Origin of the sequence: Leclercia adecarboxylata, assembly GCF_035787115.1 — a bacterium.
GTDB classification, from domain to species: Bacteria; Pseudomonadota; Gammaproteobacteria; order Enterobacterales; family Enterobacteriaceae; genus Enterobacter; species Enterobacter adecarboxylatus_E.
In genome coordinates, this window is the sequence record NZ_JALKTL010000003.1 from 626,191 (window position 1) to 649,062 (window position 22,872).

23 protein-coding genes and 1 rRNA gene are annotated in these 22,872 nt (G+C 54.2%); 16 read left to right on the forward strand and 8 right to left on the reverse strand.

Annotated elements, in window-relative coordinates:
• Positions 1–12 precede the first annotated feature (12 nt).
• The 11 genes from skp to tilS all read left to right on the forward strand — a co-directional run bounded on the left by skp (position 13) and on the right by tilS (position 13,158).
• On the forward strand, positions 13–507 hold the full coding sequence (gene skp, locus MXM41_RS13730; RefSeq protein ID WP_039030303.1) for a molecular chaperone Skp: 495 nt from the start codon (positions 13–15) through the stop codon (positions 505–507).
• Between the two features lie 3 nt (positions 508–510).
• Positions 511–1,536, forward strand: coding sequence for a UDP-3-O-(3-hydroxymyristoyl)glucosamine N-acyltransferase (gene lpxD, locus MXM41_RS13735; RefSeq protein WP_325932535.1), 1,026 nt, complete (start codon positions 511–513; stop codon positions 1,534–1,536).
• A 102-nt stretch (positions 1,537–1,638) separates the two neighbouring features.
• The gene (gene fabZ, locus MXM41_RS13740; protein ID WP_007373234.1) at positions 1,639–2,094 is read left to right on the forward strand and encodes a 3-hydroxyacyl-ACP dehydratase FabZ; all 456 of its coding nucleotides are present in this window, start codon (positions 1,639–1,641) and stop codon (positions 2,092–2,094) included.
• 3 nt (positions 2,095–2,097) lie between these two features.
• Positions 2,098–2,886, forward strand: a complete 789-nt coding sequence (gene lpxA, locus MXM41_RS13745) for an acyl-ACP--UDP-N-acetylglucosamine O-acyltransferase (protein ID WP_325932536.1) — start codon at positions 2,098–2,100, stop codon at positions 2,884–2,886.
• Positions 2,886–4,034, forward strand: a complete 1,149-nt coding sequence (lpxB, locus tag MXM41_RS13750) for a lipid-A-disaccharide synthase (RefSeq protein ID WP_325932537.1) — start codon at positions 2,886–2,888, stop codon at positions 4,032–4,034. Before lpxA ends, lpxB begins: the two co-directional genes overlap by 1 nt.
• Positions 4,031–4,627, forward strand: a complete 597-nt coding sequence (rnhB, locus tag MXM41_RS13755) for a ribonuclease HII (protein WP_325932538.1) — start codon at positions 4,031–4,033, stop codon at positions 4,625–4,627. The genes lpxB and rnhB overlap by 4 nt, the downstream gene beginning before the upstream one ends.
• Before the next feature lie 34 nt (positions 4,628–4,661).
• Positions 4,662–8,144, forward strand: a complete 3,483-nt coding sequence (dnaE, locus tag MXM41_RS13760; RefSeq protein WP_325932539.1) for a DNA polymerase III subunit alpha — start codon at positions 4,662–4,664, stop codon at positions 8,142–8,144.
• Positions 8,145–8,156: 12 nt separating this feature from the next.
• A complete protein-coding gene (gene accA, locus MXM41_RS13765) occupies positions 8,157–9,116 on the forward strand; it encodes an acetyl-CoA carboxylase carboxyl transferase subunit alpha (RefSeq protein WP_325932540.1) in 960 nt (319 codons plus the stop codon).
• A gap of 99 nt (positions 9,117–9,215) precedes the next feature.
• On the forward strand, positions 9,216–11,354 hold the full coding sequence (locus MXM41_RS13770) for a lysine decarboxylase LdcC (RefSeq protein WP_325932541.1): 2,139 nt from the start codon (positions 9,216–9,218) through the stop codon (positions 11,352–11,354).
• A gap of 59 nt (positions 11,355–11,413) precedes the next feature.
• Positions 11,414–11,803, forward strand: a complete 390-nt coding sequence (locus tag MXM41_RS13775; protein WP_325932542.1) for a VOC family protein — start codon at positions 11,414–11,416, stop codon at positions 11,801–11,803.
• A 62-nt stretch (positions 11,804–11,865) separates the two neighbouring features.
• Positions 11,866–13,158 carry a tRNA lysidine(34) synthetase TilS gene (tilS, locus tag MXM41_RS13780; RefSeq protein WP_325932578.1) on the forward strand — a complete coding sequence of 431 codons (1,293 nt, stop codon included), beginning with the start codon at positions 11,866–11,868 and terminating at the stop codon, positions 13,156–13,158.
• Positions 13,159–13,186: 28 nt separating this feature from the next.
• Here tilS and rof read toward each other — a convergent pair whose 3' ends face one another.
• Together rof and MXM41_RS13790 are read right to left on the reverse strand one after the other, a co-directional pair.
• A complete protein-coding gene (gene rof / locus MXM41_RS13785; protein WP_039030294.1) occupies positions 13,187–13,447 on the reverse strand; it encodes a Rho-binding antiterminator in 261 nt (86 codons plus the stop codon).
• A complete protein-coding gene (locus tag MXM41_RS13790; RefSeq protein ID WP_325932543.1) occupies positions 13,434–13,634 on the reverse strand; it encodes a YaeP family protein in 201 nt (66 codons plus the stop codon). Before MXM41_RS13790 ends, rof begins: the two co-directional genes overlap by 14 nt.
• Positions 13,635–13,832: 198 nt before the next feature.
• On the opposite strand from MXM41_RS13790, the gene MXM41_RS13795 reads away from it, so the two are divergent.
• The 3 genes from MXM41_RS13795 to nlpE are packed head-to-tail and all read left to right on the forward strand — an operon-like array spanning position 13,833 to position 15,530.
• On the forward strand, positions 13,833–14,378 hold the full coding sequence (locus tag MXM41_RS13795) for a YaeQ family protein (protein WP_039030292.1): 546 nt from the start codon (positions 13,833–13,835) through the stop codon (positions 14,376–14,378).
• Positions 14,375–14,797: an alternative ribosome rescue aminoacyl-tRNA hydrolase ArfB gene (gene arfB / locus MXM41_RS13800; RefSeq protein WP_325932546.1), complete on the forward strand. Its 423-nt coding sequence runs from the start codon at positions 14,375–14,377 to the stop codon at positions 14,795–14,797. Before MXM41_RS13795 ends, arfB begins: the two co-directional genes overlap by 4 nt.
• Before the next feature lie 34 nt (positions 14,798–14,831).
• Positions 14,832–15,530 (forward strand): envelope stress response activation lipoprotein NlpE, encoded by a 699-nt coding sequence (gene nlpE / locus MXM41_RS13805; RefSeq protein WP_325932547.1) that lies wholly within the window; start codon positions 14,832–14,834, stop codon positions 15,528–15,530.
• Between the two features lie 40 nt (positions 15,531–15,570).
• Here nlpE and proS read toward each other — a convergent pair whose 3' ends face one another.
• From proS to metN, 6 genes are all read right to left on the reverse strand, one after another.
• Positions 15,571–17,289, reverse strand: coding sequence for a proline--tRNA ligase (proS, locus tag MXM41_RS13810; RefSeq protein WP_325932548.1), 1,719 nt, complete (start codon positions 17,287–17,289; stop codon positions 15,571–15,573).
• Positions 17,290–17,400: 111 nt separating this feature from the next.
• Complete coding sequence (tsaA, locus tag MXM41_RS13815; RefSeq protein ID WP_325932549.1) at positions 17,401–18,108, reverse strand: tRNA (N6-threonylcarbamoyladenosine(37)-N6)-methyltransferase TrmO; 708 nt, start codon at positions 18,106–18,108, stop codon at positions 17,401–17,403.
• Positions 18,105–18,509, reverse strand: a complete 405-nt coding sequence (gene rcsF, locus MXM41_RS13820) for an Rcs stress response system protein RcsF (protein WP_103178358.1) — start codon at positions 18,507–18,509, stop codon at positions 18,105–18,107. The genes tsaA and rcsF overlap by 4 nt, the downstream gene beginning before the upstream one ends.
• A 107-nt stretch (positions 18,510–18,616) precedes the next feature.
• Positions 18,617–19,432 (reverse strand): methionine ABC transporter substrate-binding lipoprotein MetQ, encoded by an 816-nt coding sequence (gene metQ, locus MXM41_RS13825; protein WP_325932553.1) that lies wholly within the window; start codon positions 19,430–19,432, stop codon positions 18,617–18,619.
• A 39-nt stretch (positions 19,433–19,471) separates the two neighbouring features.
• On the reverse strand, positions 19,472–20,125 hold the full coding sequence (locus MXM41_RS13830; RefSeq protein WP_039030285.1) for a methionine ABC transporter permease MetI: 654 nt from the start codon (positions 20,123–20,125) through the stop codon (positions 19,472–19,474).
• Positions 20,118–21,149: a methionine ABC transporter ATP-binding protein MetN gene (gene metN / locus MXM41_RS13835; RefSeq protein WP_325932554.1), complete on the reverse strand. Its 1,032-nt coding sequence runs from the start codon at positions 21,147–21,149 to the stop codon at positions 20,118–20,120. Before metN ends, MXM41_RS13830 begins: the two co-directional genes overlap by 8 nt.
• Before the next feature lie 187 nt (positions 21,150–21,336).
• Here metN and gmhB point away from each other — a divergent pair, with 187 nt between their 5' ends.
• Positions 21,337–21,903 carry a D-glycero-beta-D-manno-heptose 1,7-bisphosphate 7-phosphatase gene (gene gmhB, locus MXM41_RS13840; RefSeq protein WP_325932555.1) on the forward strand — a complete coding sequence of 189 codons (567 nt, stop codon included), beginning with the start codon at positions 21,337–21,339 and terminating at the stop codon, positions 21,901–21,903.
• A gap of 368 nt (positions 21,904–22,271) precedes the next feature.
• Positions 22,272–22,872 (forward strand): 16S ribosomal RNA (locus tag MXM41_RS13845); the annotation flags it as partial.

Here is a 22,872-nt window from a genome sequence, read left to right on the forward strand (position 1 = left end):
AAGGAGTTAATTGTGAAAAAGTGGTTATTAGCTGCAGGTCTCGGTTTAGCGATGGCAACTTCTGCTCAGGCAGCGGACAAAATTGCAATCGTCAATATGGGTAACTTGTTCCAGCAGGTTGCGCAGAAAACCGGTGTTTCTGCCAAGCTGGAAGGCGAGTTCAAAAGCCGTGCAAGCGAACTGCAGGGTATGGAAAACGATCTGCAATCCAAAATGCAGCGTCTGCAGCGCGATGGTTCTACCATGAAAGCGAGCGACCGCAGCAAGCTGGAAAAAGACGTAATGGCTCAGCGTCAGACTTTCTCTCAGAAAGCGCAGGCTTTTGAGCAGGATCGTCAGCGTCGTTCTAACGAAGAACGCGGCAAGCTGGTTACCCGTATCCAGTCCGCTGTGAAAGCCGTTGCTGCCGATCAGAGCATCGATCTGGTTGTTGATGCTAACGCCGTTGCATTCAACAGCAGCGATGTTAAAGACATCACCGCTGATGTCCTGAAACAGGTTAAATAAGTAATGCCTTCAATTCGACTCGCTGATTTAGCTCAGCAGTTGGATGCAGAATTACACGGTGATGGCGATATCGTCATCACCGCTGTTGCGTCCATGCAATCTGCTAAAGCAGGCAATATCACCTTCATGGTAAGTCCTAAGTACCGTGAACATCTGGCGCTTTGCCAGGCGTCTGCTGTCGTCATGACGCAGGACGATTTGCCGTTTGCCGCAGGTGCTGCGCTGGTAGTGAAGAACCCCTACCTGACGTATGCCCGTATGGCACAAATTCTCGATACCACGCCACAGCCGGCGCAAAACATCGCACCCAGTGCGGTGATTGACCCGACGGCGAGGCTGGGTAACAACGTATCAATCGGCGCAAATGCGGTTATCGAATCAGACGTCGTGCTGGGCGATAACGTGGTCATTGGTGCCGGTTGCTTCGTCGGTAAAAAAACAAAAATTGGTGCAGGCTCTCGCCTGTGGGCCAATGTCTCCGTATATCATGAGATCGAAATTGGCGAAAATTGCCTGATCCAGTCCAGCACCGTTATTGGTTCGGATGGTTTCGGTTATGCTAACGATCGTGGTAACTGGGTTAAGATCCCGCAGCTTGGCCGGGTGATCATCGGCGATCGGGTCGAAATCGGTGCATGCACGACTATTGACCGTGGTGCGCTTGATGACACGATTATCGGTAATGGTGTTATCATCGATAACCAGTGCCAGATTGCACATAACGTTGTGATTGGCGACAATACTGCGGTTGCCGGTGGCGTTATTATGGCGGGCAGCCTGAAGATCGGCCGTTACTGTATGATTGGCGGTGCCAGCGTAATTAACGGGCATATGGAAATATGCGATAAGGTCACGGTCACCGGTATGGGCATGGTTATGCGTCCTATCACCGAACCGGGTGTCTACTCCTCAGGCATCCCGTTGCAGCCTAATAAAGTGTGGCGTAAAACTGCTGCACTGGTGATGAATATTGATGATATGAGCAAGCGCCTCAAGGCCATTGAGCGCAAAATCGATCAACAAGACTAAGCGTTCACCCGTTTAACGCACACTTCCCGGCCTGTCGGCTTTCTTATAAACCGGCAGGCCGTGTTATTATTGCCATTCAGATATTTTGACAGGAAGAGTATTTTGACTACTGACACTCATACTCTGCATATTGAAGAGATTTTAGAACTTCTGCCGCACCGCTACCCGTTTTTGCTGGTAGACCGTGTGCTGGATTTTGAAGAAGGTCGTTTTCTGCGCGCAGTGAAAAATGTTTCTGTAAACGAGCCATTCTTCCAGGGGCACTTCCCTGGGAAGCCTATCTTCCCGGGCGTATTGATCCTGGAAGCGATGGCTCAGGCGACCGGTATTCTGGCGTTTAAAAGCGTTGGTAAACTGGAGCCGGGTGAGCTGTATTACTTCGCAGGTATCGACGAAGCGCGCTTTAAGCGCCCGGTTGTACCTGGTGATCAGATGATCATGGAAGTGACTTTTGAAAAAACGCGTCGTGGCCTGACTCGCTTCAAAGGCGTAGCTCTGGTTGACGGCAAAGTTGTTTGCGAAGCTACCATGATGTGCGCGCGTAGCCGGGAGGCCTGATACGTGATTGATAAAACCGCCTTTATTCATCCAACCGCCATTGTGGAAGAGGGTGCCGTTATCGGTGCAAACGTCCACATTGGTCCATTCTGTATTGTTGGACCCCATGTCGAAATTGGTGAGGGTACCGTACTGAAATCTCACGTCGTTGTGAATGGTCATACGACCATTGGCCGCGATAACGTGATCTATCAGTTCGCCTCCATCGGTGAAGTTAACCAGGATCTAAAATATGCTGGCGAACCAACCCGTGTGGAAATTGGCGATCGTAACCGCATTCGCGAAAGCGTCACCATTCATCGTGGCACAGTACAGGGTGGTGAATTGACGAAGGTGGGTAGCGATAACCTGTTTATGGTCAACGCGCATATCGCGCATGACTGTACTGTCGGTAACCGCTGTATTCTCGCCAACAACGCAACGCTGGCGGGGCACGTATCAGTTGATGATTTTGCAATCATTGGCGGCATGACCGCCGTCCATCAGTTCTGCATCATTGGTGCGCACGTGATGGTTGGCGGCTGCTCCGGCGTGGCGCAGGACGTCCCGCCGTATGTGATTGCGCAGGGTAACCATGCGACGCCGTTTGGCGTCAATATCGAAGGCCTTAAGCGTCGTGGTTTCAGCCGTGAAGCAATTATGGCTATCCGCAACGCCTACAAGCAGTTGTACCGTAACGGTAAAACGCTGGAAGAGGCTAAGCCGGAAATTGCCGAACTGGCGAAACAGCATCCTGAGGTGAACGCGTTTGTGGAGTTCTTCGCACGCTCAACCCGCGGTATGATTCGTTAATGGTCGATAATCGCCCGCTTACGATCGCCCTCATCGCCGGAGAAACCTCCGGCGATATTCTTGGTGCGGGTCTGATTCGAGCGCTCAAAGCGCGCGTTCCCAACGCGCGCTTTGTCGGCGTGGCCGGTCCATTGATGCAGGCTGAAGGTTGTGAAGCCTGGTATGAAATGGAAGAGCTGGCGGTAATGGGCATCGTCGAGGTGCTGGGACGTCTGCGGCGGTTGCTCCATATCCGCGCCGATCTGACGCGTCGTTTTACCGAGCTTCAGCCCGATGTGTTCGTGGGTATCGATGCGCCTGACTTCAATATTACCCTTGAAGGTAATCTGAAAAAGCAGGGTATCAAAACCATCCATTATGTCAGTCCGTCCGTCTGGGCGTGGCGACAGAAACGCGTTTTCAAAATAGGCAGATCGACCCATCTGGTGCTGGCCTTCCTGCCTTTCGAAAAAGCGTTTTACGATAAATTCAACGTCCCGTGCCGCTTTATCGGCCACACTATGGCCGACGCCATGCCGCTGGATCCCGATAAAAATGCGGCACGTGACCAGCTCGGCATACCACATGACGCCCACTGCCTGGCCCTGTTACCGGGGAGCCGTGGTGCTGAAGTCGAAATGCTCAGCGCTGATTTTCTGAAAACTGCGCAGATCCTGCGCCAGACTTATCCTGACCTGGAAGTGGTTGTGCCGCTGGTAAATGCCAAACGCCGCGAGCAGTTCGAGCGTATTAAGGCGGAGGTGGCTCCCGACCTGCATGTTCATCTGTTAGATGGCAAAGGCCGCGAAGCGATGGTGGCCAGCGATGCTGCGTTGCTGGCGTCAGGCACCGCTGCGCTGGAGTGTATGCTGGCGAAATGCCCGATGGTGGTGGGCTATCGTATGAAGCCATTTACCTTCTGGCTGGCAAAACGGCTGGTGAAAACGGATTACGTCTCTCTGCCGAACCTGCTTGCCCGGCGTGAGCTGGTAAAAGAGTTGCTGCAGGACGAGTGTGAGCCGCAGGCATTAGCCGCTGCGCTGCTGCCGCTACTGGCGAATGGCAAAACCAGCCACGAAATGCATGATACATTCCGGGAGCTGCATCAGCAGATCCGCTGTAATGCCGACGAGCAGGCGGCTGACGCGGTGCTGGAGTTAGCGAAATGATGGAATTTGTTTACCCTCACACCCATCTGGTAGCGGGTGTGGATGAAGTGGGCCGTGGGCCGCTGGTGGGCGCAGTAGTGACTGCCGCAGTGATCCTCGATCCGGCTCGTCCGATTATCGGTCTGAATGACTCGAAGAAATTATCCGAAAAGCGCCGCCTGGCGTTATACGATGAAATTAAAGAGAAAGCGCTGTCCTGGAGTCTGGGGCGGGCGGAACCGCATGAGATCGACGAACTGAACATTCTGCATGCCACGATGCTGGCGATGCAGCGTGCCGTAGCCGGCCTTAGCATGGTGCCGGAATATGTCCTGATCGACGGTAATCGTTGTCCGGCGCTGCCCATGCCGTCGCTGGCGGTAGTAAAGGGCGACAGCCGGGTCGCAGAAATCAGCGCCGCCTCGATCATTGCTAAAGTCACGCGCGATGCCGAAATGGCCGCGCTGGATCTCTCTTTTCCCCAGTATGGTTTTGCCCAGCATAAGGGGTATCCTACCGCTTTCCATCTGGAAAGACTGGCAGAACACGGCGCAACTGAGCACCATCGCCGCAGTTTTGGACCGGTAAAACGCGCACTGGGACTGATGTCCTGAATCAAGACGCCAATAAGTAACGCGGAATCTGAAGATGGCTGAACCACGTTTCGTACACCTGCGGGTGCACAGCGACTATTCCATGATTGATGGGCTGGCGAAGACCGGGCCGCTGGTGAAAAAGGCGGCCGCGCTTGGCATGCCTGCACTGGCGATCACCGACTTCACTAACCTGTGCGGTCTGGTGAAGTTCTACGGAACGGCGCATGGTGCCGGGATGAAGCCGGTCATTGGTGCCGACTTTCACGTTCAGAGTGAGCTTCTCGCCGATGAGATGACGCAAATCACGGTCCTGGCGCTGAACAACACCGGCTATCAGAACCTGACGCTGTTGATCTCCCGAGCCTATCAGCGCGGCTATGGCGCGCAGGGCCCCTGGATCGATCGCCAGTGGCTGGCGGAGCTGAATGAAGGGTTGCTGCTCATCTCCGGTGGACGGATGGGCGATATCGGCCGGTCTCTGCTGCGCGGCAACACCGCGCTGGTGGAACAGTGCGTCGATTTTTATAAAGAGTACTTCCCGGATCGCTTCTATCTGGAGCTGATTCGTACCGGTCGCCCTGATGAAGAAAATTATCTGCACGCTGCGGTGGCCCTTGCGGAAGAGCACGGGTTGCCGGTCGTAGCCTCTAATGATGTGCGCTTCATCAACGCTGACGATTTTGACGCCCATGAAATTCGCGTCGCCATCCACGATGGGTTTACCCTCGACGATCCGAAACGCCCGCGCAACTATTCGCCGCAGCAATATATGCGCAGTGAAGAGGAGATGTGCGAGCTGTTTTCCGATATTCCGGAAGCGCTGGAGAACAGCGTGGAGATCGCGAAACGCTGTAACGTCACCGTCCGTCTGGGCGAATACTTCCTGCCGCAGTTCCCGACCGGCGACATGACCACCGAAGATTTCCTGGTCATGAAATCGAAAGAGGGACTGGAAGAGCGCCTTGAATTCCTCTTCCCGGACCCGGCCTTTCGCGCCGAGAAGCGCCCGGAGTATGACGAGCGTCTGGACGTTGAGCTCCAGGTTATCAACCAGATGGGGTTCCCCGGCTACTTCCTGATCGTTATGGAGTTTATCCAGTGGTCAAAGGATAACGGCGTGCCGGTAGGCCCGGGCCGTGGTTCGGGTGCCGGCTCGCTGGTGGCCTATGCGCTGAAAATTACCGATCTCGATCCGCTGGAATTTGACCTGCTCTTCGAACGCTTCCTGAACCCGGAACGTGTCTCAATGCCCGACTTCGACGTTGACTTCTGTATGGAGAAACGCGACCAGGTTATTGAGCACGTGGCGGACATGTATGGCCGCGACGCGGTATCCCAGATCATTACCTTCGGTACCATGGCGGCAAAAGCGGTTATCCGCGACGTGGGCCGCGTGCTGGGGCATCCGTACGGCTTTGTCGACCGCATCTCCAAGCTGGTACCGCCTGACCCGGGTATGACCCTGGCGAAGGCGTTCGAAGCGGAGCCGCAGTTGCCGGAAATCTACGAGGCGGATGAAGAGGTCAAAGCGCTGATCGACATGGCGCGTAAGCTGGAAGGCGTCACCCGAAACGCCGGTAAACACGCTGGTGGGGTGGTCATAGCACCAACCAAAATTACCGATTTTGCGCCGCTCTACTGCGATGAATCGGGTCTGCACCCGGTCACCCAGTTCGACAAGAACGACGTTGAATATGCGGGCCTGGTGAAGTTTGACTTCCTCGGCTTACGTACGCTCACCATCATCGACTGGGCGCTGAAGATGATCAACCCGCGCCGGGCCAAACAGGGCCTGGCGCCGATTGATATCGCCGCGATCCCGCTGGATGATAAGAAAAGCTTCGACATGCTGCAGCGTTCGGAGACCACGGCGGTCTTCCAGCTTGAATCCCGCGGCATGAAAGACCTGATCAAGCGTCTGCAACCCGACTGCTTCGAAGATATGATCGCACTGGTGGCATTGTTCCGCCCGGGGCCGCTGCAGTCGGGAATGGTAGATAACTTTATCGACCGTAAGCATGGCCGCGAGGAGCTCTCCTATCCGGACGTGCAGTGGCAGCATGAAAGCCTGAAACCGGTACTGGAGCCCACCTACGGCATCATCCTGTATCAGGAACAGGTCATGCAGATTGCTCAGGTGCTTTCTGGCTATACCCTTGGCGGCGCGGATATGCTGCGTCGTGCGATGGGCAAGAAAAAACCGGAAGAGATGGCCAAGCAGCGCGGCACCTTCGAAGAAGGGGCGAAGAAAAACGGCGTTGATGGCGAACTGGCGATGAAAATCTTTGATCTGGTAGAGAAATTCGCCGGATATGGATTTAACAAATCGCACTCAGCTGCTTACGCGCTGGTCTCCTATCAGACGCTGTGGCTCAAGGCGCATTACCCGGCAGAGTTTATGGCAGCGGTAATGACCGCCGATATGGATAACACCGAGAAGGTGGTCGGCCTGGTGGATGAGTGCTGGCGTATGGGGCTAAAAATCCTGCCGCCGGACATCAACTCCGGTCAGTACCATTTCCACGTCAATGACGACGGGGAGATCGTGTATGGTATCGGCGCGATTAAAGGCGTCGGTGAAGGCCCGATTGAAGCCATCATTGAAGCCCGTAACCAGGGCGGTTATTTCCGCGAGCTGTTTGACCTGTGCGCGCGCACGGATATCAAAAAGCTCAACCGCCGGGTGCTGGAAAAACTGATTATGTCCGGGGCGTTTGACCGTCTCGGGCCGCATCGCGCGGCGCTGATGAACTCGCTTGCCGACGCCCTGAAGGCTGCCGATCAGCATTCAAAAGCCGAAGCCATTGGTCAGGCGGATATGTTCGGCGTGCTGGCAGAAGAGCCGGAGCAGATCGAACAATCCTATGCCAGCTGTCAGCCCTGGCCCGAACAGACCGTGCTGGATGGCGAGCGCGAAACTTTAGGCCTTTATCTCACCGGCCATCCGATCAATCAGTATATTAAAGAAATTGAGCGCTATGTCGGAGGCTACCGGCTGAAAGACATGCATCCGACAGAACGTGGTAAGATGACCACGGCTGCGGGGCTCGTCATTGCTGCGAGGGTTATGGTCACCAAGCGCGGCAATCGTATTGGCATCTGTACGCTGGATGACCGTTCCGGGCGGCTGGAGGTGATGTTATTCACTGACGCTCTGGATAAATATCAGCAGTTGCTGGAAAAAGACCGCATACTTATCGTCAGCGGACAGGTCAGCTTTGATGACTTCAGCGGGGGGCTTAAAATGACCGCCCGCGAAGTGATGGACATTGACGAAGCCCGGGAAAAATATGCTCGCGGGCTTGCTATCTCGCTGACGGACAGGCAAATTGATGACCAGCTTTTAAACCGACTCCGTCAGTCTCTGGAACCCCACCGCTCGGGGACCATTCCAGTACATCTCTACTATCAGAGGGCGGATGCGCGTGCACGGTTGCGCTTTGGTGCATCGTGGCGTGTCTCTCCGAGCGATCGTTTACTTAACGATCTCCGTGGCCTCATTGGTTCGGAGCAGGTGGAACTGGAGTTTGACTAATACAGGAATACTATGAGTCTGAATTTCCTTGATTTCGAACAGCCGATTGCAGAGCTGGAAGCGAAAATCGATTCTCTGACCGCCGTAGGCCGTCAGGATGAAAAACTGGATATTAACATCGACGAAGAAGTGCATCGTCTGCGTGAAAAAAGCGTAGAACTGACGCGCAAAATCTTTGCCGATCTCGGCGCATGGCAGGTTGCCCAACTGGCTCGCCATCCTCAGCGTCCGTACACCCTGGATTATGTCCGCCTGGCGTTTGACGAATTCGACGAACTGGCAGGCGACCGTGCATATGCCGATGATAAAGCTATCGTCGGCGGTGTTGCACGTCTCGACGGTCGTCCGGTGATGATTATTGGCCACCAGAAAGGGCGCGAAACGAAAGAAAAAATTCGCCGCAATTTCGGGATGCCAGCACCAGAGGGTTATCGCAAAGCTCTGCGTCTGATGGAGATGGCTGAGCGTTTCAACATGCCGATCATCACCTTCATTGACACACCGGGTGCGTATCCGGGTGTGGGCGCAGAAGAGCGCGGTCAGTCTGAAGCGATTGCCCGTAACCTGCGTGAGATGTCGCGTCTGAGCGTGCCGGTTATCTGTACCGTTATCGGCGAAGGCGGCTCCGGTGGCGCGCTGGCCATTGGCGTGGGCGATAAAGTGAATATGCTTCAGTACAGCACCTATTCTGTTATCTCCCCGGAAGGTTGTGCGTCCATTCTGTGGAAGAGCGCTGATAAGGCCCCGATGGCAGCGGAAGCGATGGGTATTATCGCCCCACGCCTGAAAGAGCTGAAGCTGATCGATACCGTTATCCCGGAACCACTGGGTGGCGCGCATCGTAAGCCAGAGGTTATGGCCGCCTCTCTGAAGGCACAGCTGCTGGCTGACCTCGAAGACCTCGACGTGCTGAGCAAAGAAGATCTGCTGAACCGTCGTTACCAGCGTCTGATGAGCTACGGCTACGCATAAGCTACGCAATAATCTTAAAAGCCGCACAGTGTGCGGCTTTTTTTATACCCGCTGTTTACCTCAACTATGCTTAGTTAATGTTTTTCAAGGAGGTAAACCGTGAACATCATTGCCATTATGGGGCCGCACGGCGTCTTTTATAAAGACGAACCCATCAAGGAGCTGGAGCAGGCGCTGGCATCGCGCGGGTTTCAACTTATCTGGCCGCAGAACAGCGCCGATCTACTGAAATTCATCGAACACAATCCGCGTATCTGCGGAGTCATCTTCGACTGGGACGAGTACGATCTGGAGCTGTGTAGTGATATCAATCAGCTCAACGAATACCTGCCGCTGTATGCTTTTATTAATACTCACTCCACGATGGATATCAGCGCCCAGGATATGCGAATGGCGCTATGGTTCTTCGAATATTCTCTGGGGGTTGCGGAGGATATCGCCACCCGCATTCAGCAATACACCGGCGAATACCTGGATACCATCACGCCGCCGTTTACCCGCGCGCTTTTCACCTATGTTAAAGAGGGGAAGTACACCTTCTGCACACCGGGTCATATGGCGGGGACCGCCTACCAGAAAAGCCCGGTGGGCTGCCTGTTCTATGATTTCTTTGGTGGCAACACGTTGAAGGCGGATGTGTCGATCTCGGTGACGGAACTGGGATCGCTGCTGGATCATACCGGCCCGCATCTTGAAGCCGAAGAGTATATCGCCCGGACTTTCGGCGCCGAGCAGAGCTATATGGTGACCAACGGCACCTCGACATCAAATAAGATTGTCGGCATGTACGCCGCGCCGGATGGCAGCACCTTGCTGATCGATCGCAACTGCCACAAATCCCTGGCTCATTTGCTGATGATGAGCGACGTGGTGCCGCTCTGGCTGTCGCCTACACGTAACGCGCTGGGTATTCTGGGTGGGATCCCGCGGCGGGAATTTTCTCACGCGGCAATAGAACGTAAAGTGGCTGCTGTCCCGGGGGCAAGCTGGCCGGTTCACGCAGTAATCACCAACTCCACCTACGACGGCTTACTGTATAACACCAACTGGGTGAAGCAGACCCTGGATGTGCCCTCGATCCATTTTGATTCAGCGTGGGTGCCCTACACCAATTTCCACCCCATTTATGCCGGTAAAAGTGGAATGAGCGGTGAACGCCTGCCCGGAAAAGTATTCTTCGAAACCCAGTCCACGCATAAAATGCTGGCGGCGTTTTCTCAGGCCTCGCTGATCCACATTAAGGGTGAATACGACGAAGATACCTTCAACGAAGCCTTTATGATGCATACCACCACATCCCCCAGCTATCCGCTGGTGGCCTCGATTGAAACCGCCGCGGCGATGCTGCGCGGTAATCCTGGTAAGCGCCTGATAAACCGCTCTGTGGAGCGCGCGCTGCATTTTCGCAAAGAGGTACAGCGTCTTAAGGATGAGGCCGAAGGCTGGTTCTTCGATATCTGGCAGCCGGACGACATTGATGAAGCCGAATGCTGGCCGGTTGCACCGGGCGAGAGCTGGCACGGTTTTCGCGATGCCGATACGGATCATATGTTCCTCGATCCGGTCAAAGTCACCATTCTCACGCCGGGCATGGACGAGCATGGGGAGATGAGTGAAGAGGGGATCCCGGCGGCGCTGGTAGCGAAATTCCTCGACGAGCGCGGCGTGGTCGTCGAAAAAACCGGGCCGTACAATCTGCTGTTCCTTTTCAGTATTGGCATCGACAAAACCCGGGCGATGGGGTTGCTGCGCGGTTTAATGGAGTTTAAGCGCGCCTACGATCTGAATTTACGGGTTAAGAATATGCTGCCGGATCTCTATGCCGAGGATCCCGATTTTTACCGCAACATGCGTATTCAGGATCTGGCCAAAGGGATCCACAAACTTATCCGTCAACACGATCTGCCGCGACTGATGCTGCAGGCGTTTGATGTTCTGCCGGAAATGAAGCTAACGCCTCATCACGCCTGGCAGCGTCAGGTAAAAGGTGATGTGGAAACGGTCGATCTTGAGGATCTGGTCGGGCGGGTTTCGGCGAATATGATCCTGCCTTATCCACCCGGCGTGCCGCTGCTTATGCCTGGAGAGATGATTACCGAGAAGAGCAGGGCGGTACTCGATTTCCTGTTAATGCTCTGCTCAATTGGCCGTCACTATCCCGGCTTTGAAACCGATATCCATGGCGCAAAACGGGATGAAAATGGCATCTATCGGGTACGGGTCCTAAAAGCGTCATGACCCCTTGCACGGTATGAAGATTAGGATATAACGTTCAGGCACACGAATAAGGAGAGGCTATGCTGGGTTTAAAGCAGGTTCATCACATTGCAATTATTGCCACCGACTATGCCGCCAGTAAGGCGTTTTACTGCGATACGCTGGGTTTTACCCTACAGAGTGAGTTTTATCGCGAAGAGCGTGATTCCTGGAAGGGCGACCTGGCGCTGAATGGTCAGTATGTCATTGAGCTGTTTTCGTTTCCCTTCCCGCCGGCGCGCCCGTCCCGGCCCGAAGCCTGCGGATTACGTCACCTGGCGTTTAGCGTAGATGACATCGATCGGGCGATAGAGCATCTTGAATCTCACGGCGTGAAGTGTGAAGCCATCCGTATCGATCCCTTTACCGGGAAGCGTTTCACCTTTTTCAACGATCCTGATGGTCTGCCGCTGGAGCTGTACCAGCAGTAACGCTTGCTTCGCCAGTAAATGCCCGGTAACGTGCCGGGCACCTTTCTGTGTAAATGACGATGATGACCCCAGCCGATCTTCAGCAAGTCCTCCATCCGTACCGCCGACTGCTGGTGGGATTCAGCGGTGGCCTGGATTCCACGGTATTACTGCATCAGTTGATGCACTGGCGTGAACGTGAACCCGGTCGCGAACTGCGCGCTATCCATATTCATCATGGGCTGAGTGTCCACGCCGACAGCTGGGTCGCGCATTGTGAAAGCCTCTGTCACGAATGGCATATCCCGCTGATCGTAGCCCGGGTCACGCTGGCTGAAGAGGGGCTGGGGATTGAAGCGCAGGCGCGTAAAGCACGTTACGCCGCCTTTCGTGAAAACCTCCTCCCCGGTGAAGCGCTGGTAACGGCGCAGCATCTGGACGATCAGAGCGAAACTTTCCTCCTGGCGCTAAAGCGCGGCAGCGGCCCGGCAGGGCTGTCAGCCATGCCTGCGCGGGCGCGTTTTGCCGACACCGAACAAATCCGTCCACTGCTTGGTGAACCCCGTGAATCGCTGCTTCGCTGGGCGCAACGCTATGGTCTGTGCTGGATTGAGGATGAAAGCAACCAGGACGATAGCTATGACCGTAATTTTTTGCGTCTGCGCGTCCTGCCTTTACTGTCAGAGCGCTGGCCGCATTTTGCCGAGGCCACCTCACGCAGCGCCATGCTGTGCGCCGAGCAGGAGCAACTGCTTGATGAGCTGCTGGCAGACGAGCTGACGTCGTTAGTTTCCCCCGAGGGAGCGCTGGCTATCGCGCCGCTGCAGGTGATGAGCGCGGTGCGTCGGGCTGCGCTGCTGCGTAGATGGCTTGCCCTGCACGGGGCATTAATGCCGTCGCGCGCCATGCTTAATCGGATCTGGGATGAGGTGGTGCTGGCCCGGGAAGATGCGGCCCCGCGACTGCGTTCCGGCGAGGGGGAAATACGCCGCTTTCGCGGTCAACTGTGGTGGGTGAAAGGCCACGCCTTCCTGGCCGATCGGGTTATTGACTGGCCCTTGCCACATCAGCCCCTGCGCTTGCCGGAAGGGCTGGGCACGCTTTGCTTAAGCCCGGGCGGTGTGCTTCGTCTGCCGCGATCGAATGAGCCCGTGACGGTGCGGTTCCGCACCAGCGGCACGTTGCACATTGTCGGGCGAAACGGCGGACGTAAGATCAAAAAAATCTGGCAGGAACTCAATGTGGCCCCATGGCGTCGGGATACCACGCCACTGCTGTTCTATGGAGAAACGCTGGTGGCTGCTGCAGGGGTGTTTGTGACGCGGGAAGGGGCGGCTGAAGCGGAGCGGGGCGTACAGCTGGAATGGAAAGCGTAACGGGCAGCAGGCTACCCGTTACACAGGATCAGGACTCGCTCACCACCACGGTGCCGATTTCGGGATGACTGAAGCTGGCAATTTTATCAAGACGGAGTTCACGCGTTGCGCCACCGTCTTCCACGACCAGATACTCCACGTTCTTACGGGAAACGAGATCGTTCGCTTTTGCCTTCAGGACTTCGCCATCTTTTAACGCCAGCGTCAGAAGCAGGTGATGCTGACAGGCGAGCTCGAGATTGTCGTAGTCATCGCAGTTAATGGGTTGATAGGTATCATTCATTGACATAATCGCTCACCAGTAAATTCGCAGCAGCATATGCTGCTTTTTCTCTGACCGATTCTGAAAGCGTGTCATCCGACGCAATTTCATTCAGAACTTTCAATACACAGCCCAACGCATCGGGGATATACCCCAGATCACCGCTGGCAATTTCCGCATACCGTTTGCGAATTAGCTCACAATAATTATTCACATCCCCTCCTGCCAGCGCACTGACTTTACTGTGAGATACAATTAAGCCTACGAAGATAAACTCGGTTTAGCAAGGTGACTATACCATACTCATTTAAGCAATATCAGCAGGTTGATGTCGCAGACATTCTCGAGCCTGTAACAGCCTTTTGGCGGAGATTTCGCTACAATGCGCACCTGATTCGAAAGGAGTTCTCTCATGGCGCTTAAAGCGACAATTTACAAAGCTGCGGTTAATGTGGCGGATTTAGACCGCAATCAGTTTCTGGATGCGACATTAACGCTGGCCCGTCATCCCTCTGAAACGCAGGAGCGCATGATGCTGCGTCTGCTGGCATGGATTAAATATGCCAATGAACGTCTGCAGTTTACTCGCGGCTTAAGCGCGGAAGACGAGCCGGAAGCCTGGCTGCTCAACGATCATCTGGGTATCGATCTCTGGATTGAGCTGGGCCTGCCGGATGAGCGTCGCATTAAGAAAGCCTGCACCCAGTCTGCTGAGGTGGCGCTCTTTACCTACAACAGCCGTGCAGCTGAGATCTGGTGGCAGCAGAACAAGAATAAGTGTGCCCAGTTCGACAACCTGTCTGTCTGGTATCTGGATGATGAACAGCTGGCAAAACTGAGTGCCTTTGCCGGACGCACCATGAATCTGCAGGCAACCATTCAGGATGGTGCCATCTGGTTATCGGATGCTGAGAATAATCTGGAAATTCATCCTGAAGCCTGGCAGTCCCGTTCATGATTGTCCTGTCCCGAAGCGTCAGCCTTCCCGATCATGAAGTCGAGATCACCGCGATCCGTGCCCAGGGAGCGGGGGGGCAGCATGTGAACAAAACCTCAACGGCTATTCATCTGCGCTTTGACATTCGGGCATCCAGCCTGCCAGAGTATTATAAAGAGCGCCTCCTCGCTGCCAGCCATCACCTTATCACCAGTGATGGCATAATTATCATCAAGGCGCAGGAGTACCGCAGCCAGGAGATGAATCGGGAGGCCGCGCTTGCCCGGCTGGTAGCGGTAATACAAGAATTAACAACAGTGCAAAAAAGCCGTCGGGCAACGCGACCAACACGCGCCTCGAAAGAGCGGCGTCTGGCTTCGAAATCACAAAAATCGACCGTCAAAGCACTGCGTGGCAAGGTTCGACGCCCTCAGGATTAACGGGTAGCAGTCGGGTTGAGATAAGGAATTTAAAGTGAAAACAGCGATATTTTCAGTGGTGGCAGCAAGCACACTCTTCGTTCTGATGGGGTGCCATAACCGTGCAGAGATGCAGGTTCTGGAGCCGACCCGGCAAGAGGCGTTAAAACCGATGCAGCAGAGCTGGCGGGGCGTTTTACCCTGCGCCGACTGCGAAGGTATCGAAACCTCACTGTTTCTGGAAAAAGACGGCACCTGGGTAATGAATCAGCATTATCAGGGGGCAAAAGCGCCTTCTTCTTTTGCCAGCTACGGTACCTGGGCGCGAACGGCTGACAAGCTGGTACTGACGGATACCAAAGGTGAAAAGCACTATTTCCGGGCGAAAGGCGAAGGGCTGGAGATGCTCGATCGGGAGGGAAATCCGATTGAGTCGCAGTTTAACTACACGCTTGCACCGGTAACCGCTGCCCTGCCAGCGACGCCAATGGCGATGCGCGGCATGTATTTCTATATGGCTGATGCGGCGATCTTCACCGATTGCGCCACCGGCAAAAAGGTGAGCGTGGCGAATAACGCCCAGCTGGAACGGGATTACGCGGCGGCGCGCGGACGTGATACCAAACCGGTACTGCTCACCGTCGACGGGCATTTTACGCTTGAGGCAAATACGGACAGCGGCGACAGAGTCAAAACGCTGGTCACCGACAGCGACGCCCGATTTGAAGCAGGCAAAAATTGTGACAGCAAATAGCTGAAATAAAAAACCCCGCATCAGCGGGGTTTTTTATGGTTTATGCCTTGATGGCTTTTACGAGGTAATCAAGCACGTCACCGGTTTTGATCATCTGCTTCTCGCCGTTACGACGATATTTGTACTCAATTTCGTCATTGTCGAGGTTACGATCGCCGATCACCACGGTGTGCGGAATGCCGATCAGTTCCATATCAGCAAACATCACGCCCGGACGCTCTTTACGATCGTCCATCAGCACTTCGATACCCTGAGCACGCAGCTCGCTGTACAGTTTTTCCGCCAGCTCCTGCACGCGGTAGGATTTATGCATGTTCATCGGCAGGATCGCCACTTGGAACGGGGCGATATTGTCCGGCCAGACAATGCCGCGCTCGTCGTAGTTCTGCTCGATAGCAGCGGCGACCACACGCGTTACCCCGATACCGTAGCAGCCCATCGTCAGGACCTGGTTACGCCCGTCTTCACCCTGAACGGCAGCGTTCATCGCGCGGGAGTATTTATCGCCCAGCTGGAAGATATGACCGACTTCAATACCGCGTTTGATCATCAGGGTACCCTTGCCGTCCGGGCTTGGATCGCCTGCCACCACGTTACGAATATCCGCCACTTCTGGCGTCGCCACATCGCGATCCCAGTTGATGCCGAAGTAGTGTTTGCCGTCGATGTTCGCGCCAGCGGAGAAGTCGCTCATTGCGGCTACCGTGCGGTCAACAACAACAGGGACTGGCATATTCACCGGGCCCAGAGAACCTGGACCGGCGTTCACAACGGCACGGATTTCCGCTTCGGTTGCGAAGGTTAACGGGCTGGCAACCTGTGGCAGCTTCTCTGCTTTCACTTCGTTCAGCTCGTGATCGCCACGCACCAGCAGGGCAACCAGCGGGTATGCGCTGCCTTCGGTGGATTTTACCAGCAGGGTTTTGACCGTTTTTTCGATCGGCAGGTTGAACTGCTCAACCAGCTCGGCGATGGTTTTCGCGTTTGGCGTATCAACCAGCTTCATCTCTTCGGTAGCGGCAGCACGTGGCGCTTTTGGCGCAAGGGCTTCTGCAAACTCAATGTTTGCGGCGTAATCAGACGAGTCAGAGAAGATCACATCGTCTTCACCGCTCTGTGCCAGTACCTGGAATTCATGGGATGCACTGCCGCCGATAGAACCAGTGTCAGCCTGAACAGCGCGGAAATCCAGACCCATACGGGAGAAGATTTTGCTGTACGCTTCGTACATCTTGTCGTAGGTCTCCTGAAGAGATTCCTGAGACGTATGGAAAGAGTAAGCATCTTTCATCAGGAATTCGCGAGAGCGCATAACGCCAAAACGTGGACGCACTTCGTCACGGAATTTGGTTTGGATCTGGAAGAAGTTCAGCGGCAGCTGCTTGTACGAGCTCAGCTCGTTACGGATCAGATCGGTAATAACCTCTTCATGCGTTGGGCCGAGAACGAAGGGACGATCGCCACGATCGGCAATACGCAGCAGCTCCGGACCATATTGCTCCCAGCGCCCGCTCTCCTGCCACAGTTCAGAGGGCTGAACTACCGGCATCAACACCTCGATAGCACCGGCGTTGTTCATCTCTTCACGCACGATGTTTTCGACTTTTTTCAGGACGCGCACGCCGGTCGGCAACCAGGTGTATAACCCGGAGGCCAGCTTGCGGATCATCCCGGCGCGCAGCATCAGCTGGTGGCTGATGACCTCGGCGTCGGCAGGTGTCTCCTTAAGAGTGGAGAGCAGATATTGGCTAGTACGCATGTTGTTACGGTTCCATTTCGAAGAGTGGAACAGGCTGACCGGCAGCCTGACACAAAAAAAGTGGTTTAGTTTACCAGTGTGGCAAAGATGCCAAAAGAGAAGAGGATAAAATTACTGCGGCTCGAGGGCAAACACTTCGAAGCCCGCCGCGGTGACGCGCCAGCGAACATTAAAATCCAGCAGCAGGACGGCGTACGTTTTCCCCGCATCTTCCTCTTTGCGGTAGGCCGGACGGGGATCCTGTGCGAGGACGTCAATGATAAATTCCCGCAGGCGAGGGTAACGCTTCTCCAGCTGGATCAACTCGGGGATCAGCGCATCGGTAAACCAGACCGGCGTATCTGCCTGAGGCGCTTGCTGGGCGTAGCTGGCACGCGCATCGGGTAAGGCTTCGGCAAAGGGCAGGTAAGGTTTGATATCCACTACGGGTGTACCGTCCACCAGATCCAGGCTGCCAAGCTCAAGGATCACCTGATCTTTCTGACAGCGAACACCCTTCAGCTCAATGAGCGACATCCCCACAGGATTCGGACGAAATGTTGAGCGCGTCGCAAACACGCCCATCCTGGCGTTACCTCCGAGACGAGGCGGACGCACGGTAGGGCGCCAGCCGCCAGCCATGGTCTGATGAAAGATAAACAGTACCCACAGGTGGCTGAACGCTTCCAGTCCGCGCACGGCATCGGCCTGATTATACGGAGCGAGTAGATGCAGTTCGCCGCTACAGCTTTTCACCAGCCCGGGCTGGCGTGGCACGGCGAACTTCTCTTTATACGGCGAGCGAATAACGCCTATTTGCCCGAACTGGAAGGTGTTCATTTCGCCGAGACGTTAAGGGCAGACCCTACGCAAACGGCCTGACGGTAACAGCCTGGTGTGCCGCTGGTCACTTCGCAACTGTGCAGCAGAACCGCATTGGCCTTCATTTTAGACGCATTAATCTGCATGCGTTTACGCGCAGTAGGGATATTCGGAGGAGAGTCCTGATTGGTGGCCTGGCAAGATTCGCCAGAGACTTCACCCAGATCGCGGAACGGTTTACCTACTAAATCTTCCGCTTTGGTATAGATTCTGACCGGCGCAGGACGTGGCGCTTTTGGTTTTTCAGGCTCCACTTTCGGCGGGGTTGCTGTGCTTTTAACAGGTTCAACAGGAGATCTGCTTAGCATAGAACAACCGCTCAGCATCAGTGCTAAAAGACAGATCGGTAAAGCACGCATAATGTTTCCTCAATGATTAATCAAATCGTCAGATATTGAATCAGTTGCCTGCATAAATGACAAGACGGGCTTACGCCCGTCCTGAATGATATTACACAAAGATAAGATTACCAGCCTTTAACTGCACCGCCGTTAAAGACTTTATTTGCTTCCTGGTAAACTTCATCAGACTGGTAAGCCTGTACGAACTTCTTCACGTTTTCCGCATCTTTGTTATCTTCGCGGGTAACGATCAGGTTAACGTACGGAGACTCTTTATCTTCCACGAAGATACCGTCTTTCGCTGGGGTCAGGTTAATCTGGCTGGCGTAAGTGGTGTTGATAACCGCCAGGGCGATCTGTGCGTCATCCAGCGAGCGTGGCAGCTGCGGCGCTTCCAGCTCAACAATTTTCAGATTTTTTGGATTCTCGGTTACGTCCAGAACGGTCGGCAGCAGGCCAACACCGTCTTTAAGTTTAATCAGACCCACTTTTTGCAGCAGCAGCAGAGAACGGCCAAGGTTAGTTGGATCGTTTGGAACCGCAACCTGAGAACCGTCCTGCAGTTCATCTAATGATTTGATCTTTTTAGAGTAGCCCGCGATTGGGTAAACGAAGGTGTTTCCTGCAGCAACCAGCTTGTAACCGCGATCTTTGATCTGTTGATCCAGGTATGGTTTGTGCTGGAAGGCGTTAGCATCGATATCACCTTTGCTCAGCGCTTCGTTAGGCAGGACATAGTCGTTGAATGTGACCAGCTCAACGTCCAGACCATACTTTTCTTTCGCCACTTTAGCTGCCGTTTCTGCAACCTGCTGCTCCGCACCGACGATAACGCCCACTTTGATGTGGTTTGGATCTTTTTCGTCCTGGCCACAACCTACCAGTGCCAGAGAGCCGATCAGCGCGCCTACTGCAGCAAAGGTTTTAAATTTAAACGCCATGTTTTTATCCTTAACTCGTCGAGTTTGTGTTGTGTAACGTTATTTATGCGTAACAGCCCGGACGATGCGATCGCCAGAGAATTGAATGAGATAAACCAGTACAACCAGCAGAACCAGCACGGTATTCATGACGGTAGCATTGTAGCCAATGTAACCATACTGATAGCCGATCTGACCCAGACCACCGGCGCCTACTGCACCGCCCATCGCAGAGTAACCTACCAGGGTAATCAGCGTAATGGTGGCGGCATTAACCAGACCTGGCAGCGCTTCTGGCAGTAAAACTTTACGAACGATCTGCATCGGCGTCGCGCCCATAGCGCGTGACGCTTCAATCAGGCCCGATGGGATCTCTAACAGGGCATTCTCAACCATACGGGCGATAAACGGCGCCGCACCCACGGTCAGGGGAACGATGGCTGCCTGCAGGCCGATAGACGTGCCCACAATAACGCGGGTAAACGGAATCATCCATACCAGCAAAATAATGAAGGGAATGGAACGGAAGATATTCACCAGCGCAGAGAGCGTGCGGTACAGCTTTGCGTTCTCAATAATCTGACCCGGACGGGTGACGTACAGCAGCACGCCCACCGGCAGACCAATGACAAAACCGAAGAAGCCGGATACGAAGGTCATCGCCAGCGTTTCCCATACGCCGCGTGCCAGCAACCACATCATTGCCTCAGACATAACCCAGTACCTCTACTTTTACATGATGCTCTTGCAGCCAGGCGATAGCGGCCTGTGTGTCTTCTTGCGTGCCGTGCATTTCAGTCAGCATGATGCCGAACTTCACGCCGCCGGCGTAATCCATCTGCGCACTAATAATATTGTTATTCACGTTGAAGCGGCGGGCGGTTTCAGACAGCAGCGGTGCGTCCACTGACTTGCCGGTAAATTCCATTCGCAGCATTGGAACACTGTTTGCTTCAGGCTGGTTTTTCAGACGTGCCAGATAATCTTCCGGAATGTCCAGGTGCAGCGTGGCCTGAATAAACTGCTGCGCCAGCGGGGTTTTTGGATGTGAGAACACTTCGCTTACGGTGTCTTGTTCAATCAGTTGCCCGTTGCTGATCACCGCCACGCAATCGCAGATGCGTTTAACCACATCCATCTCGTGCGTAATAAGAAGAATAGTGAGTCCCAGGCGACGGTTAATGTCTTTCAGCAGCTCCAGAATCGAGCGGGTGGTTGCAGGATCCAGCGCACTGGTAGCCTCGTCACAGAGCAGCACTTTTGGGTTGCTGGCCAGAGCACGCGCAATCGCCACACGCTGTTTTTGACCGCCGGATAAGTTCGCCGGGAAAGCGTCGTGCTTATCGCCCAGACCGACCAGATCCAGCAGCTCGGTAACGCGACGTTTGATCTCGTCTTTCGGCGTGTTGTCCAGTTCCAGCGGCAGGGCAACGTTGCCAAAAACGGTGCGCGAAGAGAGCAGGTTAAAGTGCTGGAAGATCATGCCAATCTGGCGGCGTGCTTTAGTCAGTTCTGCTTCGGAAAGGGTAGTCAGTTCTTTGCCATCAACCTGAACGCGACCTTCGGTCGGGCGTTCAAGCAGGTTAACGCAACGAATGAGCGTACTTTTACCTGCACCTGAGGCGCCAATGACGCCATAAATCTGCCCAGCCGGGACATGCAGGCTAACGTTATTCAACGCCTGTATGGTACGGTGCCCTTGCTGGAACACTTTGGTGATATTGGAAAGTTTAATCATTAGATTATTTTTATCGTATGTAAGTTAGCCGTGGCATTTTCTGCTGCCTGATACGGGCGATGACCGTCAACAAAACGGATGTTAAGGCATCCAGACGTCTAAATCAATCCAACTCTGCGTGATGAGCACTTTCTTGCGCAGTGAAAAATGAGATACTACGCAGACATCCCCTTCCAGGAGCAAACAGGTGGCAAAATCAGTACCCGCAATTTTTCTCGATCGTGACGGCACCATTAATGTCGATCATGGTTATGTGCATGAGATAGACGAATTTGAATTCATCGATGGCGTGATAGAAGCCATGCGTGAATTAAAAGAGATGGGTTTTGCGCTGGTGGTCGTTACCAACCAGTCAGGCATCGCGCGCGGTAAATTCACCGAAGCGCAGTTTGAGACCTTAACAGAATGGATGGACTGGTCACTGGCCGATCGTGGCGTTGACCTGGACGGTATCTATTATTGTCCGCATCATCCACAGGGAAGCGTAGAAGAGTATCGCCAGACCTGTGACTGCCGTAAACCGCACCCGGGTATGTTCACCTCTGCGCAAGAGTTCCTTCATATAGATATGAGTGCTTCATATATGGTGGGGGATAAAATGGAAGATATGCAGGCAGCTGCAGCGGCAGGTGTAGGCCATAAAATACTGGTGCGCACCGGCAAGCCCATCACACCTGAAGCAGAAAATGCAGCGGATTGTGTGATTAACAGCCTGGCAGCACTGCCAGAAGCCATCAAAAAGCAGCAAAAATAGGCGTTATGGCGAAAAGATGAACGGTTGAAATAAAATTGTATTTTTCCGCTTGTCAGTGCCGAATAACTCCCTATAATGCGCCTCCATCGACACGGCGGATGTGAATCACTTCACACAAGCAGCCGGGCCGGTTGAAGAGAAAGGCGAAAATAATCGCTTGACTCTGAAAGAGGAAGGCGTAATATACGCCACCTCGCAACGGTGAGCGAAAGCCGCGTTGCACTGCTCTTTAACAATTTATCAGGCAATCTGTGTGGGCACTCAAAGTGACATGGATTCTTAACGTCCTAGGACGAAAAATGAATACCAAGTCTCAAAGAGTGAACACGTAATTCATTACGAAGTTTAATTCTACGAGCATCAAACTTAAATTGAAGAGTTTGATCATGGCTCAGATTGAACGCTGGCGGCAGGCCTAACACATGCAAGTCGAACGGTAGCACAGAGAGCTTGCTCTCGGGTGACGAGTGGCGGACGGGTGAGTAATGTCTGGGAAACTGCCTGATGGAGGGGGATAACTACTGGAAACGGTAGCTAATACCGCATAACGTCGCAAGACCAAAGAGGGGGACCTTCGGGCCTCTTGCCATCAGATGTGCCCAGATGGGATTAGCTAGTAGGTGGGGTAATGGCTCACCTAGGCGACGATCCCTAGCTGGTCTGAGAGGATGACCAGCCACACTGGAACTGAGACACGGTCCAGACTCCTACGGGAGGCAGCAGTGGGGAATATTGCACAATGGGCGCAAGCCTGATGCAGCCATGCCGCGTGTATGAAGAAGGCCTTCGGGTTGTAAAGTACTTTCAGCGAGGAGGAAGGCATTGTGGTTAATAACCACAGTGATTGACGTTACTCGCAGAAGAAGCACCGGCTAACTCCGTGCCAGCAGCCGCGGTAATACGGAGGGTGCAAGCGTTAATCGGAATTACTGGGCGTAAAGCGCACGCAGGCGGTCTGTTAAGTCAGAT

What these genes read in the sequence shown, in the direction of transcription:
- lpxD (WP_325932535.1), top strand. Translation starts at nt 511, where the DNA reads ATGCCTTCAATTCGACTCGCTGATTTAGCTCAGCAGTTGGATGCAGAA.
- lpxB (WP_325932537.1), top strand. Translation starts at nt 2,886, where the DNA reads ATGGTCGATAATCGCCCGCTTACGATCGCCCTCATCGCCGGAGAAACC.
- rnhB (WP_325932538.1), top strand. Translation starts at nt 4,031, where the DNA reads ATGATGGAATTTGTTTACCCTCACACCCATCTGGTAGCGGGTGTGGAT.
- dnaE (WP_325932539.1), top strand. Translation starts at nt 4,662, where the DNA reads ATGGCTGAACCACGTTTCGTACACCTGCGGGTGCACAGCGACTATTCC.
- accA (WP_325932540.1), top strand. Translation starts at nt 8,157, where the DNA reads ATGAGTCTGAATTTCCTTGATTTCGAACAGCCGATTGCAGAGCTGGAA.
- MXM41_RS13775 (WP_325932542.1), top strand. Translation starts at nt 11,414, where the DNA reads ATGCTGGGTTTAAAGCAGGTTCATCACATTGCAATTATTGCCACCGAC.
- tilS (WP_325932578.1), top strand. Translation starts at nt 11,866, where the DNA reads ATGACCCCAGCCGATCTTCAGCAAGTCCTCCATCCGTACCGCCGACTG.
- rof (WP_039030294.1), bottom strand. Translation starts at nt 13,447, where the DNA reads ATGTCAATGAATGATACCTATCAACCCATTAACTGCGATGACTACGAC.
- MXM41_RS13795 (WP_039030292.1), top strand. Translation starts at nt 13,833, where the DNA reads ATGGCGCTTAAAGCGACAATTTACAAAGCTGCGGTTAATGTGGCGGAT.
- arfB (WP_325932546.1), top strand. Translation starts at nt 14,375, where the DNA reads ATGATTGTCCTGTCCCGAAGCGTCAGCCTTCCCGATCATGAAGTCGAG.
- proS (WP_325932548.1), bottom strand. Translation starts at nt 17,289, where the DNA reads ATGCGTACTAGCCAATATCTGCTCTCCACTCTTAAGGAGACACCTGCC.
- tsaA (WP_325932549.1), bottom strand. Translation starts at nt 18,108, where the DNA reads ATGAACACCTTCCAGTTCGGGCAAATAGGCGTTATTCGCTCGCCGTAT.
- rcsF (WP_103178358.1), bottom strand. Translation starts at nt 18,509, where the DNA reads ATGCGTGCTTTACCGATCTGTCTTTTAGCACTGATGCTGAGCGGTTGT.
- metQ (WP_325932553.1), bottom strand. Translation starts at nt 19,432, where the DNA reads ATGGCGTTTAAATTTAAAACCTTTGCTGCAGTAGGCGCGCTGATCGGC.
- MXM41_RS13830 (WP_039030285.1), bottom strand. Translation starts at nt 20,125, where the DNA reads ATGTCTGAGGCAATGATGTGGTTGCTGGCACGCGGCGTATGGGAAACG.
- metN (WP_325932554.1), bottom strand. Translation starts at nt 21,149, where the DNA reads ATGATTAAACTTTCCAATATCACCAAAGTGTTCCAGCAAGGGCACCGT.